This window comes from Carnobacterium sp. FSL E2-0243 (assembly GCF_038003605.1).
GTDB classification, from domain to species: domain Bacteria; phylum Bacillota; class Bacilli; order Lactobacillales; family Carnobacteriaceae; genus Carnobacterium; species Carnobacterium maltaromaticum.
On sequence record NZ_JBBOPM010000001.1, the window covers coordinates 1,974,605 to 1,991,594 of the forward strand.

General features: G+C 35.3%; 13 protein-coding genes. 1 reads left to right on the forward strand and 12 read right to left on the reverse strand.

The genetic code is table 11. The features are described 5' to 3' along the window. Positions 1-186: 186 nt before the first annotated feature. The 10 genes from MHI00_RS09280 to dnaE form a co-directional block, all read right to left on the reverse strand. Positions 187-1,008 carry a purine-nucleoside phosphorylase gene (locus MHI00_RS09280; RefSeq protein ID WP_015076245.1) on the reverse strand — a complete coding sequence of 274 codons (822 nt, stop codon included), beginning with the start codon at positions 1,006-1,008 and terminating at the stop codon, positions 187-189. A 25-nt stretch (positions 1,009-1,033) separates the two neighbouring features. After that, complete coding sequence (gene deoB, locus MHI00_RS09285) at positions 1,034-2,203, reverse strand: phosphopentomutase (RefSeq protein ID WP_341113037.1); 1,170 nt, start codon at positions 2,201-2,203, stop codon at positions 1,034-1,036. 91 nt (positions 2,204-2,294) lie between these two features. Further along, positions 2,295-3,185, reverse strand: a complete 891-nt coding sequence (gene xerD / locus MHI00_RS09290; protein WP_015076243.1) for a site-specific tyrosine recombinase XerD — start codon at positions 3,183-3,185, stop codon at positions 2,295-2,297. Positions 3,186-3,272: 87 nt separating this feature from the next. After that, positions 3,273-3,740 carry a ferric iron uptake transcriptional regulator gene (fur, locus tag MHI00_RS09295; RefSeq protein ID WP_010050103.1) on the reverse strand — a complete coding sequence of 156 codons (468 nt, stop codon included), beginning with the start codon at positions 3,738-3,740 and terminating at the stop codon, positions 3,273-3,275. Between the two features lie 126 nt (positions 3,741-3,866). Next, positions 3,867-4,748, reverse strand: a complete 882-nt coding sequence (locus MHI00_RS09300) for a CvfB family protein (protein WP_341113041.1) — start codon at positions 4,746-4,748, stop codon at positions 3,867-3,869. Positions 4,749-4,857: 109 nt separating this feature from the next. Beyond that, positions 4,858-5,313 carry a DUF441 domain-containing protein gene (locus MHI00_RS09305; protein WP_341115139.1) on the reverse strand — a complete coding sequence of 152 codons (456 nt, stop codon included), beginning with the start codon at positions 5,311-5,313 and terminating at the stop codon, positions 4,858-4,860. A gap of 96 nt (positions 5,314-5,409) precedes the next feature. After that, positions 5,410-6,105 (reverse strand): response regulator transcription factor, encoded by a 696-nt coding sequence (locus tag MHI00_RS09310; RefSeq protein ID WP_341113043.1) that lies wholly within the window; start codon positions 6,103-6,105, stop codon positions 5,410-5,412. Positions 6,106-6,285: 180 nt separating this feature from the next. Then, positions 6,286-8,043, reverse strand: a complete 1,758-nt coding sequence (gene pyk, locus MHI00_RS09315) for a pyruvate kinase (RefSeq protein ID WP_010050097.1) — start codon at positions 8,041-8,043, stop codon at positions 6,286-6,288. 61 nt (positions 8,044-8,104) lie between these two features. Then, complete coding sequence (pfkA, locus tag MHI00_RS09320) at positions 8,105-9,067, reverse strand: 6-phosphofructokinase (protein ID WP_010050095.1); 963 nt, start codon at positions 9,065-9,067, stop codon at positions 8,105-8,107. A gap of 232 nt (positions 9,068-9,299) precedes the next feature. Continuing rightward, positions 9,300-12,644: a DNA polymerase III subunit alpha gene (gene dnaE / locus MHI00_RS09325; protein WP_341113049.1), complete on the reverse strand. Its 3,345-nt coding sequence runs from the start codon at positions 12,642-12,644 to the stop codon at positions 9,300-9,302. Between the two features lie 236 nt (positions 12,645-12,880). Between dnaE and MHI00_RS09330 the strand changes: the two genes are divergently transcribed. Beyond that, entirely contained in the window at positions 12,881-13,081 is a 201-nt protein-coding gene (locus MHI00_RS09330; protein ID WP_010050092.1) for a YjzD family protein, read from the forward strand. 222 nt (positions 13,082-13,303) lie between these two features. Here the strand turns inward: MHI00_RS09330 and clpB are convergent, their stop codons facing one another. Together clpB and MHI00_RS09340 are read right to left on the reverse strand one after the other, a co-directional pair. After that, the gene (clpB, locus tag MHI00_RS09335) at positions 13,304-15,922 is read right to left on the reverse strand and encodes an ATP-dependent chaperone ClpB (RefSeq protein ID WP_056998723.1); all 2,619 of its coding nucleotides are present in this window, start codon (positions 15,920-15,922) and stop codon (positions 13,304-13,306) included. A 591-nt stretch (positions 15,923-16,513) separates the two neighbouring features. After that, positions 16,514-16,975 (reverse strand): universal stress protein, encoded by a 462-nt coding sequence (locus tag MHI00_RS09340; protein WP_341113052.1) that lies wholly within the window; start codon positions 16,973-16,975, stop codon positions 16,514-16,516. Positions 16,976-16,990 lie beyond the last annotated feature (15 nt).

Genomic DNA, 16,990 nt, shown 5'->3' on the forward strand with positions numbered 1-16,990 from the left:
TCTAATTTAATAGATAAATCAATATTTTAAAACAGACTGGCGTCAGGCCAATTGTTTTGACGCGGAACAAAAACGAGCCACTTTAAAGTGAAGTGCCTCTTTTTGTCTTTTTATCCAGTAACGCTATGATACCACTATTTCCGCTTAATTAAAATGAAAAAAAGCGTAATTCATGGAATTCACAGATTAAATAGCTGCTAAGGTGTTTTTAACCAAAGCTTTAAAGGTACCTTTTACACGTTGAGTCGTCTCAACAACCTCATCATGGTTCAAGCTTTCTTGCATTCCGGCAGCTAAGTTCGTGATACATGAGATACCAATAACTCTCAGCCCTGCATGTGCAGCTACAATCACTTCCGGAACCGTAGACATCCCTACTGCGTCAGCTCCCATTATTCTTGACATTTTGATTTCAGCTGGTGTTTCATACGTAGGACCTGTATAGCCAATATAAACACCCTCTTTTAAATCTAAACTCATTTCCTTGGCAACTTCTCGAACTATTTGTTGGTAAGCAACATCGTAAGCTTGACTCATATCAGTAAATCGTGGTCCCATAGCAGGATCATTGGGTCCCATCAAAGGATTTACGCCCGTATAATTAATATGGTCAGTAATCAGCATTAATTCACCTTGAGCAAAGCTTGTATTGATACCACCAGCGGCATTTGTTACGATTACTGAATGAATGCCAAGCTCTTTCATCACGCGAATTGGAAATGTAACTTCTTCTAAAGTATAGCCTTCATAAAAATGAAAACGACCTTGCATAGCTAAAACTTTTTTCCCACCTAGTTGTCCATAAACAAGCTGGCCTGCATGACCTTCAACTGTTGAAACTGGAAAATGAGGAATTTGATCATATTTAATCTTTTTAGCTTCTCCAACCTCATCACCAAGTTCACCGAGTCCTGAACCTAAAATCAAGCCAATTTCTACATCTTCAATACCTTGTTTTTTGATAAATTCTGCTGCCTCTGTTATTTTTTCTTGTAATTTTGTAGTCATTATTATTCTCCTTTAGTTCAATAACTTAGATTAATTCTTTTAAAAAGCTTGTTCCAAATCCTGTTCCATCCACCTTGAAATTTTCAGCAATTGTTGCTCCAATATCAGCAAAATGGCCTTGAGGAATTTTACCATGTCCACTTAGTTTCGGTGAATAGGCCAACAAAGGAACATATTCTCTTGTATGGTCTGTACCAGGAGCAGTAGGGTCATTGCCATGATCTGCAGTAATTAAGAGCAAATCATCTGATCGTAATTCTGCTAAAACTTCAGGTAATCGTTGGTCAAATTCTTCAATTGCTTCTGCGTATCCTTTAACATCACGACGATGGCCAAACAAAGCATCAAAATCAACAAGATTTAGAAAGCTCAAACCATTGAAATCTTGAGTCATCACTTTTAATAGTTGATCGACTCCATCCATGTTGCTTGTCGTACGGACAGATTCTGTAATCCCTGATCCATTAAAAATATCATTGATTTTCCCAATTGCAATAACGTCATTTCCTGCTTCAGATAAATCATTTAAAACTGTTTTACCAAAAGGATTAAGCGCATAATCATGTCGATTACTCGTTCTTTTAAATGCACCTGGTGTTCCTAAATAGGGACGAGCAATAATCCGACCAATCATATAAGGATCATCTAACGTAATATCACGGACATATTGACAAATTTTGTATAATTCTTCTAGTGGAATAATTTCTTCATGCGCCGCAATCTGCAAGACAGGATCTGCAGAAGTATAAATGATTAAATCACCAGTTTTCATTTGATGTTCACCAAAGTCTTCTAAAACTTCAGTTCCGCTGTAAGGCAAATTACAAACTATTTTACGTCCTGAAAATGCCTCGATTTTTTCTAAAAGTTCTTGTGGAAATCCGTTCGGAAAAACTCTAAATGGGGTTTGAATGTTTAAACCAGTAATTTCCCAATGTCCGGTCATTGTATCTTTTCCTACCGAGATTTCTTCTAACTTTGTATAATAACCCTGATTATCGATACGTTCTGCAATACCTTTTAGAGGACGAATATTTCCTAAACCTAATTTTTCTAAATTTGGAATCGTCAAGCCAGCCTCTTCAGCAATATGACCCAGAGTATCACTACCTATATCTCCGAAAACTGCAGCATCCGGGGCTTCCCCGATTCCAACTGAGTCCATTACGATTAAATGAATTCTTTTAAATACCATTTTATTCATCCTCCTACTTATTTATTCATCTAGTTAATTATAGTAAAAAAAAACATGAAATACTAGAAAAACACCTAAATTTCCATCTATTTTAAGCACGCGGATGATAGGTTTTATACACTTCTGTCATCCGTTTTTTAGTGATATGTGTGTAAATTTGAGTCGTCGAAATATCAACATGCCCCAAAAGCTCTTGTACGACTCGCAAATCAGCTCCATTTTCTAATAAATGAGTTGCAAATGAATGCCTTAAAGTATGTGGTGTGACCTCTTTTTCAATTCCTGCTAAGAGAACTAATTTTTTCAAATTTTTCCAAACACCTTGTCTAGTTAAACCGCCACCATGATGATTTAAAAACAAATAAGGCGTTCGCTTACCTGATTTTTCTAATTTTACCCGACTATAACGTAAATATTTTTCAATCCATTCAATGGCTAAATCACCTAACGGAATAATTCGCTCCTTATCTCCTTTTCCAATTGTTTGAATCAATCCTAAAGATAAATGCAAATCGGTTAACCTTAATTCCGTTAATTCAGTTACACGCAACCCCGTCGCATACATCACTTCTAGCATGGCCCGATCTCTCAGTCCTAAGGTAGTATTTGTGTCAGGAGTTTCAATTAACTTTTCAACTTCCTTCATTGATAAAATTTTAGGGAGTGTTTGCGCTTTTTTAGGAGTATCAATGTGTAACATTGGGTCGATTTCACTTAAGCGCTCTTGTTTTAAAAATTGATGGAATTTTCGCAAACTAGAAACCATCCGAATAATCGTACCTGCAGCTTTCTCTTCATCTTTAAGCTGTTGCAAAAAACTCAGCACAAAATAACGATCTAATTCATTCCAACTAGCTATTTGATGCTCGTTTAAATAATCTAAGTAATGAACTAAGTCTCGGCGATAACTTTCAATTGTATTTTTTGAAAGACCACGCTCGATGGTTAAAAAATGAAGATACTCTTTTAAATCATCTTCCATTTTACTCTTCCCTCTTTTCTACAAAATTTACAAAGAAAAGGAGCAGTGAACACTAACTAAAATGATCATTGCTCCTTTTTTATTAGACTATTCCGAGTCTTTTTTTCCTTTTTCCTGACACTCTTTACAAATGCCGTGAAATGTTAACCGATGATCTTTAACAATAAAATGAAAACGGCTTTCTACCACACGCTCGATATCTTCCAATAAATCATCATGAACTTCTTCAATACTCCCACATTCAATACACAGTAGGTGATGATGAAAATGTTTAGCGCCTTCTTTACGAACATCATAACGGGCCAAACCATCATTAAAACTTATTTTATTCACAATATTTAATTCTGTCAAAATCTCTAGCGTTCGATAGACTGTTGCTAGACCGATGTCTGGACTTTTTTCTTTCACTAGCATATAAACTTCTTCAGCACTTAAATGATCTTTTTCTTTTTCCAATAACACTCCAACTGTGGCCTCACGCTGAGGGGTTAATTTAAATCCAGCTGAATGTAATTGATTTTTAATTTTTAGTAATGGAGATTCAGTTGTTTTCAATGTACTAGCCTCGCTTATTGATAATTATTATAAACAGTGGTACCTTATTTTCTTCTTTAGTTTATAGATATTACAATGTAATTGCAATGAGTTTCCCTTGTTATATTAAGTTTTATTAGTAAAATCTTATTTTTCATTCTCATTTAGAGCTTCAACTAAAATGGTTTCTCCATCTTTTTGAACTATTTTACGTTGTTTCATTAAGTTTCCTAATGCACGTTTAAATTGACCTTTACTAATACCAAAACGCTCTTGAATAGCTTCAGGATCACTTTTATCTGTATAAGGGAAACTACCTGTTTGTGTTCTTTCTAAAATAGCTAATAACATACCAGCATCATCATCAATAGCTTCAAAAGCTCGAGGCATTAAAGAAATATTTAATAAGCCATCTGGACGAACACCTATAACGCGTCCTTGAATCACTTCACCTAAACGAGGTTCGTCTTTTCTTTCTGAAGGATGAATAAAACCTAAATAAAAGTCTTCCGTAATCAAGTACGTTCCAACTAATTTCAAACGGAATGCTGTCCCAGTTATATTTTTATTTTTTAATTCTTCAATTTTCCCTTTACGAGCAATTGATTGAAATACAGATTCTTCTGCTAAAGTTCCCCACATACGATCTTTTTGGTCAACTTTAATAGCAATCATCAATTGATCACCTTTTTTTGGCCATAGACGCTTTTCTGTTGGCAATTCGTCTAGCGAAACAACCATTTCTTTATCAGGTAAACCGATGTCTACAAAAACACCTAAATCTTTTCTTGTATCCACAACTGTTCCCCAAGCATAATGTCCCACACGGGCTTTAGGTATTTCTTGTGTCATCACAAAGTCTTTATTCATAGCAATATAGGCAAATCCTTCAACGGGGTCACCTAATTGATAGTTCATTGTTTCAGTTTTATTTAGGCGGTAAGTAACGCCCTCTTTTTGGATAAAATAAGCTTTCTCATTCTCATCTGTCACAATACCTGTGACGATTTTCCCTAAGGATTCATTCATTTTTTGTTCCTCCGTCTTTTTCGTTCATCTTATTATAGCTTAGAATACGAGCTTTGCCTATAAATTTTCATTTAAGTTAGAAAAACTCTTCTATAGTAGTCTAGTGGAATTACTTATCCAATTGAAATAATTGTAAAATACAATAAGTTAAACCTGCCGCTATCACAGGTCCTGCTGCCAATCCTTCAAGTAAAACAACGCCCATAATCGTTCCAAATACTAACGCAACCGTTACTTCTGGGCTTCCAGCTAACAAACCAACGCCTTTACTTGATAATAAGGAAACACCAATCCCACAAAGAACTGCAATCCATCCAACAGGTGTCTTAAAAGCATTTACCAAGTCTTTAAACCCGATTTGACCTGTTGCAATCGGAATTAGAATAGACACTGTAATCACCGTTACTCCCCAGTTAATCCCTTTTGATTGGATCAGTGTCATCCATTTATCGGTTTGAGGAATTAATTTTAAGATTAAAACAACCACAGTTGCAATAATTAAAGATTGATTTTTAGCAATTAAAGCAATTCCTAATATAACACCTAAAAACAGCCAACTTTCTATCATCATTTATTCGCTCCTTTTCCATCCTCTTTATTCTAACGAAAAACCAACTGAAATAAAAGGGCAATCTAGTATTTAATGGACTACATCAACTTTTCAAGACCATTCAAGCATGTAACCTTTTCCCCAAACTGTTTTGATATATTGGGGTTTCGAGGGAAAAGTTTCAATTTTTTTCTTCAAATTACAGATATGGACATTAATACTATTTTCACCTTCATGATAGTCTTCTTGCCAGATAGAACGATAAATTCGTTCTTTTGTTACGACTTGATTAGGATGTTGCATCAAGTACTTGAGAATATTAAATTCAGTCGTCGTTAATTCAATTTCGACTGTTTCTTTTTTAACGAGCATTTTTTCTATATTTACGACTAAATCACCTATTCTAGTGCCACTAAATTGATTTTGATTATTAAGAGTGTTGCTAGATTGGTGACCTACAAGATTACAAATTTGTTTAATTAAATCATTTATTTCAAAAGGACTAGTTATGTACGCTTCTTTTTTCACACCTAATAGCCTTAAAACTTTTTCTTGAGATTCTTTATTCGTTATAACTAGAACAGGTACTACATTTTTTTGACCTTTTTTTAGTAGAGCACCTAGTTCTTGTTGAGTAATTGAACAACTGTCAATCAACAGCAAATCTGGAGTTTGTTTCTTAAGCTCTTCATCTACTGTCTCACTACTGTTTGCAAGTCGAATATGATAGCCTGATGCAAATAATTCTTCTGCAATTTTTTGATTTGCTTCTTGCTTGTTTTCAACAATTAACACTGTATAGTTCATATTATCCCTACCTTTAACTTTACATAAACAGCACCTTTTTATTATACCTAAAACACTAGACTGACTTAAGTTAATTCTTCATTATTAAGAAAAACTTTACAAACCATTAAGGTCCTTTGGGTACAAAAAAAGTCTTGACCTAAACAAATGTTTAAGGTCAAGACTCGTCTTATTTTTTAATTAAATTGCTGTTGTAGCACCGCGGTAAATAATACCACGACGAGAATCAACAGTAATTAATTCATCGTCTTTAATTAATGAAGTTGCATTTGCAGCTCCAACAATTACTGGAATGCTCATAGCAATTCCCACGACAGCAGCATGACTTGTTAAGCCGCCTTCTTCAACAACGATTGCTGCTGATTTTTCGATTGCTGGCAAGTACTCTTTGTCTGTTGTTGGAACAACTAAAATTCCGCCTTCAATAGCATTTGCATTTGCTTCTTCTGCATTTTTAGCAACGACTGCTTTACCAATGACAGAAGTTCTACCAATACCGTGACCACTTGTTAATTGTGATCCGATTAATTGAATCTTCATTAAGTTTGTTGTACCACGTTCACCAACTGGAACACCAGCAGTAATAATAATTAAATCGCCTTCTTTAGCAAAACCTGTTTCTTGAGAAACACGAGTTGCTAAATTGAACATATCATCAGTTGAAACTGGTTTTTCAGCAACTTGAGGATAAACACCCCATGAAAGTGCTAAACCACGCATTTGACGTTCAGAGAATGTAATCGCAAGGATATGTGATTTAGGACGGTACTTAGAAATCATACGTGCAGTGTGACCAGATTCAGTCGCTGCAACGATTGTTTGAATACCTAAGTTACGAGCTGTGTGTCCCACTGATTGACCAATAGCTTCAGTCATGTCTGTTTTGCTGTATGCTTTCAAAGCAAAAGCATCTTGATTAACTAGAGCTTCTTCAGTACGGATAGCAATGCTATTCATTGTTTGAACGGCTTCAACAGGATAATCCCCAGCAGCTGTTTCACCAGAAAGCATAATTGCATCTGTTCCATCAAAAATTGCGTTGGCAACATCACTTGCTTCTGCGCGAGTTGGACGTGGATTTTTTTGCATAGAATCCAACATTTGAGTTGCTGTAATAACTGGTTTACCTAATTCATTACATTTTCTGATTAAAGATTTTTGAACGATAGGAACATCTTCAGTTGGAATTTCAACTCCAAGATCGCCACGAGCAACCATTAAACCATCAGAAATTTTCAAGATTTCATCGATATTATCGACACCTTCTTGGTTTTCAATCTTAGGAATGATTTGGATGTGTGTTGCATTGTGTTTTTCTAAGATTTCAGTAATTTCTAAAACATCACTAGGACGACGAACGAAACTAGCTGCAATATAATCCACATCATTTTCAATTCCGAAAATAATATCAGCTGCATCTTTCTCAGTAATTCCTGGCAAGTTAATTGAAACATTTGGCACGTTAACGCCTTTTTTATTTTTTAATGTACCTGAGTTTTTAACTACTGTTACGATTTCATTCGCAGCACGATCAATATCAGTTACTTCTAAGTCAATTAGGCCATCATCTAAAAGGATGTGTGAACCTGGATTAACATCATTAATTAATTCTGGATAAGATACAGAGAATCTTGTATTATCGCCTTCAACTTCAGTCATTGAAATACGTTCAACATCTCCAGTAGTAAATTCAACTTTACCGTCTTTCATGTTGTGTGTTCTAATTTCAGGACCTTTAGTATCTAAAAGAATAGCTACCATTTTACCAGTAATTTTTGATGCTTCACGGATGTTTTTAATGCGTGCACCGTGCTCTTCAAAATCACCATGTGAAAAGTTTAAACGACAAACGTTCATTCCAGCTTCGATCAATTTCACCAAAGTTTCTACTGATTCACTTGCTGGACCGATTGTACATACAATTTTCGTTTTTTTCATGTTTTATAATCTCTCCCAAAAATATATTTTTAAGCCTTAAATCTCAATTATTTGATTCTTTTTAATAAGAAATCTCTTTATTCAATTGATATAGGGATAAATCAGCTTTATGCTTACCTTTTTCAAGTGTTTCAACAATATCATTTTCAACAATCTTGTTATCGCGAATCCCAACGCATAAACCGCCACGACCTACTTTTAACAAATCAACAGCATGAGCACCGAAGTTACTTGCTAAAACACGATCGCGAGCTGATGGAGAACCACCACGTTGTACGTGACCTAAAACTGTTACACGAGCATGGTAATCGCCGTGTTCAGCTAGCTTCTCAGCAAACTCATTTCCGCCCATAACGCCTTCTGCAACCACAATTAAACTATGTTTTTTACCGCGGTCACGGCCTTTTTGGATTGTTTTTGCAACTTCTGCCATATCAAATTCTTTTTCAGGAATAATAATTTGTTCTGCTCCACCAGCAATACCAGCCCAAAGAGCGATATCCCCAGCATCTCTACCCATTACTTCAATAATAAAAGTCCGAACATGACTAGTAGCCGTATCACGAATTCTATCAATTGATTCTAAAACCGTATTGATTGCTGTATCAAATCCAATACAAAAATCTGTTCCAGGAATATCATTGTCGATTGTTCCAGGTAGACCTACAGCTGGATAGCCATGTTTTGTTAGAGCCATTGCACCGTGGTACGAACCGTCTCCGCCAATAACAACTAATCCTTCAATACCAAATTTTTTCAATTGCTCAATCCCTTTTAATTGGCCTTCCTCAGTGGCAAATTCAGGATAACGAGCTGAGTATAAGAATGTTCCTCCTCGTTGGATCATATCTCCTACATCACTAATTGATAATTTACGGATATCCCCAGCAACTAAACCGGCAAAACCGTAGTTGATTCCGTAAACTTCCATACCTTCGTAAATTCCTTTACGAACAACTGCGCGAACGGCAGCATTCATACCAGGAGCGTCCCCGCCACTTGTTAAAACAGCGATACGTTTCATATACCTCTCACCTCATAGAATTATTATCGTAAAAATAACTTTTTTCTTTCAAAAAAGAATTTTTACGTCTTCCTAAACCTTTTTCTAAGCCGTCGTTGAAACAAATCAAACAATAGCATCGTAAAAAGCTCACATGGCTATTCTAACACTTTTCAGAGCAATTGTCTTTTCAAAATAGCGATTTTGCAAAAAAAGAACGTTATTTGTGCAATATGAACCAGAGATTCAACTTTTAACTCCCTTTTTGAAGCACAACATTGCCTTTTCCGACTAATTCTTCTAATTTTAGAATGAGTTTTTCTGAACCATTTACCCATTCAGATTCATTGAGCACCATTTTTTTATTGGTGGCAACATAATATAGAATAACCGGAATATTCCCATGCTCTTCTTGCAGCATCTGATTCATTTTTTTTAAAATTTCAGGTGAGTCCAATTCAGATTGAATCCGAATAAAGCACTTATCTTTACTACTTTCACTTCCAAGAACAACCGCATCTAGAATTTGATTGACTAAAATTTGTTTTTCCTCTTGCTGACCTTCTTCAACTTTACCTTCTATATAGATAATTTTATTTTTCTCAATTAAACGTCCAAATTGACGTAACTTTTGCGGAAATAAAGTAATGGAACACTCAGCCGATTGATCATTAACTTGGACAAAAGCCATTTGTTCACCTTTTTTTGTTCTAATTTTACGAACACTTTTTACCAGACCAATAATCCGAGCATTGGTCCCAGCTTGTAAATCTTTGATATAGCCCGCTTGTTTTAAAAACCGAATATTCTCAAAACTTTCGACTGGATGTCCTGATAAATAGGCGCCTAATGTTTGCTCTTCCATCTCTAATCGTTCTTCCATACTTAGATCAGCTGTATGAGTTTCATATTTTGGCGCTAAAATATCAAATAAACCAACATTATTCCCACTAAATTTGACACTTGTTAAAATCCCATCTAAAGAAGCAACTAGCACTCCACGGCTGTATCCAAAACAATCAAATGCTCCAGCATAGATAAATGGACGAATAATCTCATCTTTCAGCCATTTTTGATCTATTCTCCGTAAAAAATCAACTAAATCCTTAAATGGTCCATGCTCTTTTCTCGAAGCAATAATCTCTTTGACTAAATCACGACGTAAGCCTTTGATACTAATTAGTCCAAATTGGATTTTACCTTCCTTCAAAGAAAACATATACAAACTTTGATTAATATCTGGTGGTAAAACCGTTATTTTTCGTTTTTTAGCTTCCAATAAATATTCTTTGATTCTTGTTGGATTGTTGATAGCTGAATTCAACAAGGCAGCAAAAAAAGCATGGGGATAGTGAGCTTTTAAAAAGGCCAGTTGATACGCAATAAAGGCATAACCAAAGGCATGCGCTCGATTAAATCCATAGTTAGCAAAACGTTCAATGTAAGAATAGACAGTTGTAGCAACTTCAGATGTATACCCTTTTTCTAGCGCACCTTCAACAAAATGTTTACGCTCTTCGTCAATAATATTTTTCTGCTTCTTACTCATAGCACGACGTAAGATATCCGCCTGCCCTAGACTAAAACCACCCATTTTAGAAGCCACTTGCATAACTTGTTCTTGATAAACCATAACCCCGTAAGTAACACCTAGAATTTCTTTCAAGCTATCATGAGGGTATTCAATTGGAACTTGCCCTTTTTTTCGATCGATAAACAAATCAATTTGCTCCATCGGACCTGGTCTATATAAAGCATTAACCGCAGCTACATCTTCAATTGATGTTGGACCAAGCTTCCGCAAAACATTCTTAATACCAGATGACTCGAACTGAAAAACACCAGAAGTGTCCGCTTTTCTAAATATTTCTAAAGCCGCTTGATCATCCATTGGAATTTTATGAATATCTACATCTGTTCCGTTTTCACGTTTTACTAGTTGTAAGGCGTTATCTAATATCTGTAAATTACGAAGTCCAAGAAAGTCCATTTTCAATAAACCAATCTCTTCCACATTACCCATGGCATATTGCGTCAAATGAATTCCATTACTGCCGTGTTGCAACGGAATTAACGAAACTAGTGGTTGATCACTGATTACAACCCCAGCCGCATGAGTGGAAACATGACGTGGCAAACCTTCTATGCGTTTAGCTGTATCAAATAAAAGTTTATTTTTTTCAGTTTCATTCACTAATTTTTTTAAACTACTTGATGTTTTAAAAGCTTCTTCAAGAGTAATCCCTAGTACCGTAGGAATAGCTTTCGACCAAACATTCGCTTCATTTTGGCTCAAACCAAAGACACGGGCTACATCTCGTAAAGCCATTTTGGCTGCGAGAGTTCCAAATGTCGCGATTTGTGCCACATGGTCCTGTCCATATTTATTTTTAACATAGATTAACATTTCTTCTCGTCTGTTATCCGGAAAATCTAAATCAATATCCGGCATCGTAAAACGTTCTTCGTTTAAGAAACGTTCAAAAAGCAAATCATACTCAATTGGATCTACATCCGTAATTTCAAGCACGTAAGAAACCAATGAACCTGCAGCTGAACCCCTACCCGCTCCTGTTAAAATCTTCGTTTTATGAGCATAGGCCATTAAGTCCCAAACAATTAAGAAATAATCTGAAAAACCCATCTTCTGAATGACACTTAATTCATAATTTAAACGTTTTTGATAACGCTCATCTGCATTAGGAACACGTTTTTGTAACCCTTTAAAACATTGTTCTGCTAAATAATCTTCTGTTTTAGCATCTGTTGGAACAGGGTATCTCGGAAGCAAATGTTGGTGCAATAAGATTTCTGGTTGAATTCGATTAGCTAATTTTACAGTTTCCTCAACTTCTTTTTCTAAACCAGCTGTTGCGAATCGTTCTCGTATTCCAGACATTTCAGGTAAATAGAAAGGGCCACTGGTAGACTCGATAGCTAAATCAATTTTTTCACCTGCATCAATAGCACGCAGCACCTTTGTACTGAAATCATCATTTGGATCTAAATAGCGTATATCATGTAATGCGACAGTTTTCAAATGTTTTGTTTCAGCTAATGCCTTCAAATTTGACTGAATTGGTTGTAACTTTTGATGGATTTGAACACCTAAATAAAAATTTTCTTTTTTAAATAAGTCCAACCATTTCGTCGTAATATCATCAGCTAGTTGGGGATTTTTATTAAGCAAAGCCTGTTCGATTTCCCCAGTTTCACCGGGTGTAACTGCAATGACATGTGCAGAGTATGGTTTTATATATTGAAAATCAAGCCGTTCCCCATCAGGTAAAAGCTGTTTTTCAGTAGACAAAGCCATCAAATTTTGATATCCTTCTAAATTTTCAGCTAATAAAACTATCGGATAATTATTCCCACTATCCATTACCCCTGCAATATCTAGTGTTAAACCTAAAATAGGTTTAATGTTATGCTTTAAACAACATTTATAAAAATCCACGACCCCGTATAGTACGTTGTGATCCGTTAAAGCTATTGCACTATACCCTTTATTTTTAGCAGAAATAACCAACTTTTCAATTGAAGTTGTACTTTTTAAAAGACTAAAGGCACTGATTACTTGTAAGTGTACAAAAGTCATACTGTTGGTCACCCCCATCGTTATTTATCTACTACTAGTTAAAACCAATCATCTTTCCTATTATAACCTGTTTTCTGCCTACTTAGCAAACGAACATTCCCCTTTATTTTTTAAAGATTTTAATCATTTTTTTTAAACCTAATTTTTTTAGACGATTCTTATAAATAAATCAGGTTTAGGCTTTACAAAACACTAAAATATGATAAAATATAAGCGAATGAGAAGAGGTGCAAATAATGAAATATGTAGCAACTATATTTTGGGCATTTTGTGTTGGACAAGCCACTTATTATATTGGAAGTGCCCTTGGAAATAGTACGTATGATTTTAAATTAGCAACACTACTTGGTTTAGCTGGCGGCGTACTTTGTATCGCTATCGGAGAATTACTAGCTAGTGATTCAAAAAAAGCTAAAATTGAAACAACAACAGATTAATTAATTGAATGTTCAAAAAGAAAAGTATCGCTTTTTAGCTGGTACTTTTTTTATTTCCATTCTATTTTATTTTTCTAAATCTGTTGCTGAAAAGCATTTGCTCACAATTGAACAATTACGCATTTTATACATGCGCAGCTATTCACAAATGTATATTTAGTTAAATACATAAAAAAACCTTGAATCAACTCCGCGTCAATTCAAGGTTTCTCACTAATTTTTTTATACATCTTCACTTAAATCAATATTCTCAAAAACCAAACGGTCACCGAGTAATGTCACAATGACTTTTGTTTTTGGTAGGACACGACCAGCAATCATTTCTTTTGCTAGCGGTGTTTCAACTTCTTTTGTTAAGAAGCGTTTTAATGGACGAGCTCCATAAATTGGATCATAAGCATTTTCAGCAATCCACGTTTTAGCTTCATCAGAAATCTCTAAGACAATTTCTTGATCCACTAATCTTTCGCTTAGTGAAGCTGTCATTTTAACAATAATCCCTTTAACATCTTCTAAACTCAATGGTGTGAACAAAACAGTGTCATCGATTCGATTTAAAAATTCTGGTTTAAATGAACCTTTTAGTAAATTCATAACTTGATCCTCAACAGCTGGATCAACTTGACCATCAGCATCTGTTCCATCTAGTAATAAACTAGAACCAATATTACTTGTCATAATTAAAACAGTGTTTTTAAAATCAACAATTCGGCCTTTAGAATCTGTTAAACGACCATCATCTAAGACTTGCAATAAAATATTGAAGACATCTGGATGAGCTTTTTCAATTTCATCCAAAAGTACAATTGTATATGGACTGCGACGAACTGCTTCTGTCAATTGACCGCCCTCTTCGTAACCAACATATCCTGGAGGCGCACCAACTAGACGAGAAACACTGTGTTTTTCCATATACTCACTCATATCAATTCGAACCATATGCTCTTCAGAGTCAAATAAGTTTTCAGCTAACGCTTTGGCTAATTCTGTCTTCCCTACTCCAGTTGGTCCTAGGAACAAGAATGATCCCAATGGTTTTGATGGATCTTGTAGTCCTGCCCGAGCACGAATAACAGCATCCGTTACACTATCAACTGCTTCTTCTTGACCGATTACACGTTTATGCAAGGTTTCGCCTAGTTTCAATAATTTTTCGCGGTCGCCTTCAACCAATTTGCTAACAGGAATACCTGTCATTCGACCGATAACCGTCGCAATTTCATTTTCAGTTACCGCTTCTTGAACAAGACGATTATCGCCTTTAATTTTTTCTTCATTCTCAGCTTCTAAAGCTTCAATTTCTTTTTCTAATTCTGGAATTTGACCATGGCGTAGCACTGCTGCACGTTCCAAGTCATAATTTGATTCTGCTTCTTCTAGTTCACGACGTGCTTGTTCAATTTCAGCCCGTTTATCCCGAATTTTAGAAACCTCTTCTTTTTCAGTTTCCCACTTCATTTTCAATTGATTCGCTTGTTCTCTTAATTCAGAAAGCTCTTCTTGTAATAAATTCAAGCGTTTCTTACTTGCATCGTCGCTTTCTTTTTTCAAAGCAGCTTCTTCAATTTCTAACTGCATTAAACGTCTTGTGACTTGGTCTAGCTCTGTTGGCATTGAATTCATTTCAACACGAATAGTTGCACAGGCTTCATCGATCAAATCAATCGCTTTATCTGGTAAATAGCGGTCTGTAATATAACGGTTCGATAATGTTGCTGCTGCTACTAATGCATTGTCATGAATATTGACACTATGGTGAATTTCAAAGCGCTCTTTCAGTCCACGTAAAATACTAATTGTATCCTCAACAGTTGGTTCATTGACTAAAACTCGTTGGAAACGTCTTTCTAAGGCTTTATCTTTTTCCATATATTGACGATATTCGTCCAAAGTTGTTGCCCCAATACAATGCAATTCACCACGAGCTAGCATTGGTTTTAAAAGATTCCCTGCATCCATGCTACCTTCTGTTTTTCCAGCACCGACAATTGTGTGAATTTCATCAATAAAGAGAATAATTCGACCGTCACTTTTCTTAACTTCCTTCAAGACTGCTTTTAATCGTTCTTCAAATTCACCCCGGAATTTTGCTCCAGCAATCAAAGCACCCATATCTAAAGAAAAGATAGTTTTATCTTTTAGATTTTCAGGAACATCTTTCCGCACAATCCGTTGAGCCAATCCTTCAATAATTGCGGTTTTACCAACACCTGGTTCCCCAATTAAAACAGGATTATTTTTTGTTTTCCGAGACAAAATTCGGATTACATCGCGAATTTCTTCATCACGACCGATGACCGGATCTTGCTTTCCACTTTTAACTGCCTGAATCAAATCAGTACCATATTTTTCTAATGCTTGGTATTGTTCTTCTTGATTTTGTGATGTCACACGATCTCCTCCTCGCATTTTTTCAATTAATTCACGCAAGGTTTTTTCATTTAAACCTTGCTCTTTTAGATATCTAGTTAAGCTATAATTCTTTAATTTCATTAAAGCAAGCACAACTGTTTCTGTTGCCATATATTCATCTTTAAAAGATTCTCTAATTTTATCTGCTTCTAATAATAAATTGTACAAATTTTGGCTCATACCTTGCCCGTATTGAACATTGCCACCTTCAACAGATGGATAGCGATCTAATTCACGATCAACTTCTTGTTCAAATGCGGCGGTATCAATTCCGCTTTCTTGATACAAACCTCGAGCAAAATGATCAGGAGTTAAAAATATTTTCCAAAGATGGACAATATCGATATCCTGATTATGGCGAGTCACGGCGATTTGTTGCGCATCACCTAATGCTTGTTGCATCGTTGAAGTTAATTTTTCTAATTCCATAAAAATTCCTCCTATAATAAAAAGTTTGTTGAGCCGTTTAGCTCTGGCAAAAAGATAGGAAAATACACACAAAGTATCTTTTTACTTTGAGGGGATTTTATCTTCTTTTCGAAGAGCTGGCTCATAAGAACTAGCCTTGATAAAAAGTTTGTTGAGCCGATTAGGCCTGATAAGAAAATAAGGAAATTCGATGTGGCGTTCTTTGCCATCTCGAAATTTCATCTTTTTCTCGAAGGACTGGCTCATAAGAACTAGCCTTGATAAAAAGTTTGTTGAGCCGATTAGGCCTGGTAAGAAAATAGGGAAATTCGATGTGGCGTTCTTTGCCATCTCGAAATTTCATCTTTTTCTCGAAGGACTGGCTCATAAAAACTGGTCAAGACAAAAAGTTTTTTGAATTCTTTTAGGCTCATTTAAGAGCAATTTCCAACATGATTTTTATTTATTTAATTACTTTCTATTAGTATTATATCTAATTGGTCAAAAAAGGTCAAACAAAATCTATTTATTTTTTCGCAAAAAATACCCATTAAATTCACATCAAAGCATCGCTGTGTTTTCAATAGGTATTTTGACCAATCTTTGTTTTTTCTATTCAGAAATTTCATCTCTTACTACTAACACATCACAAGCAGCATGTGTAATAACATAACTTGCTACCGAACCTACTAACACACGCTCAATTGCATTTAAGCCAGTTGCACCGACAATAATTAAATCAATTTTTTCTTTTTTAGGAATTGTTTTAGCAATTAATTTTTTAGGATTGCCAAATTCGATAATAGATTGCACCGACTCAACACCTTGTTCTTTTGCATAAAGCAGTAAAGTATCAAGCTTTTCTTTTGATTCTTTGGTTTCATTTGCAATTAATTGATTCAAATCAATCCCTGCATATCCATAACTGAAAACTGAATCACTATCATTAATCACATGCAAACTAATTAGTGCAGCTTTGTTTCTTTTCGCCACTTGAACGGCTTTTTTAAAGGCTAAATCAGATTCTTTTGATCCGTCAATGGCTACCAATACTCGTTGATATTCTTGAGGCATAGTTCATCATCTCCT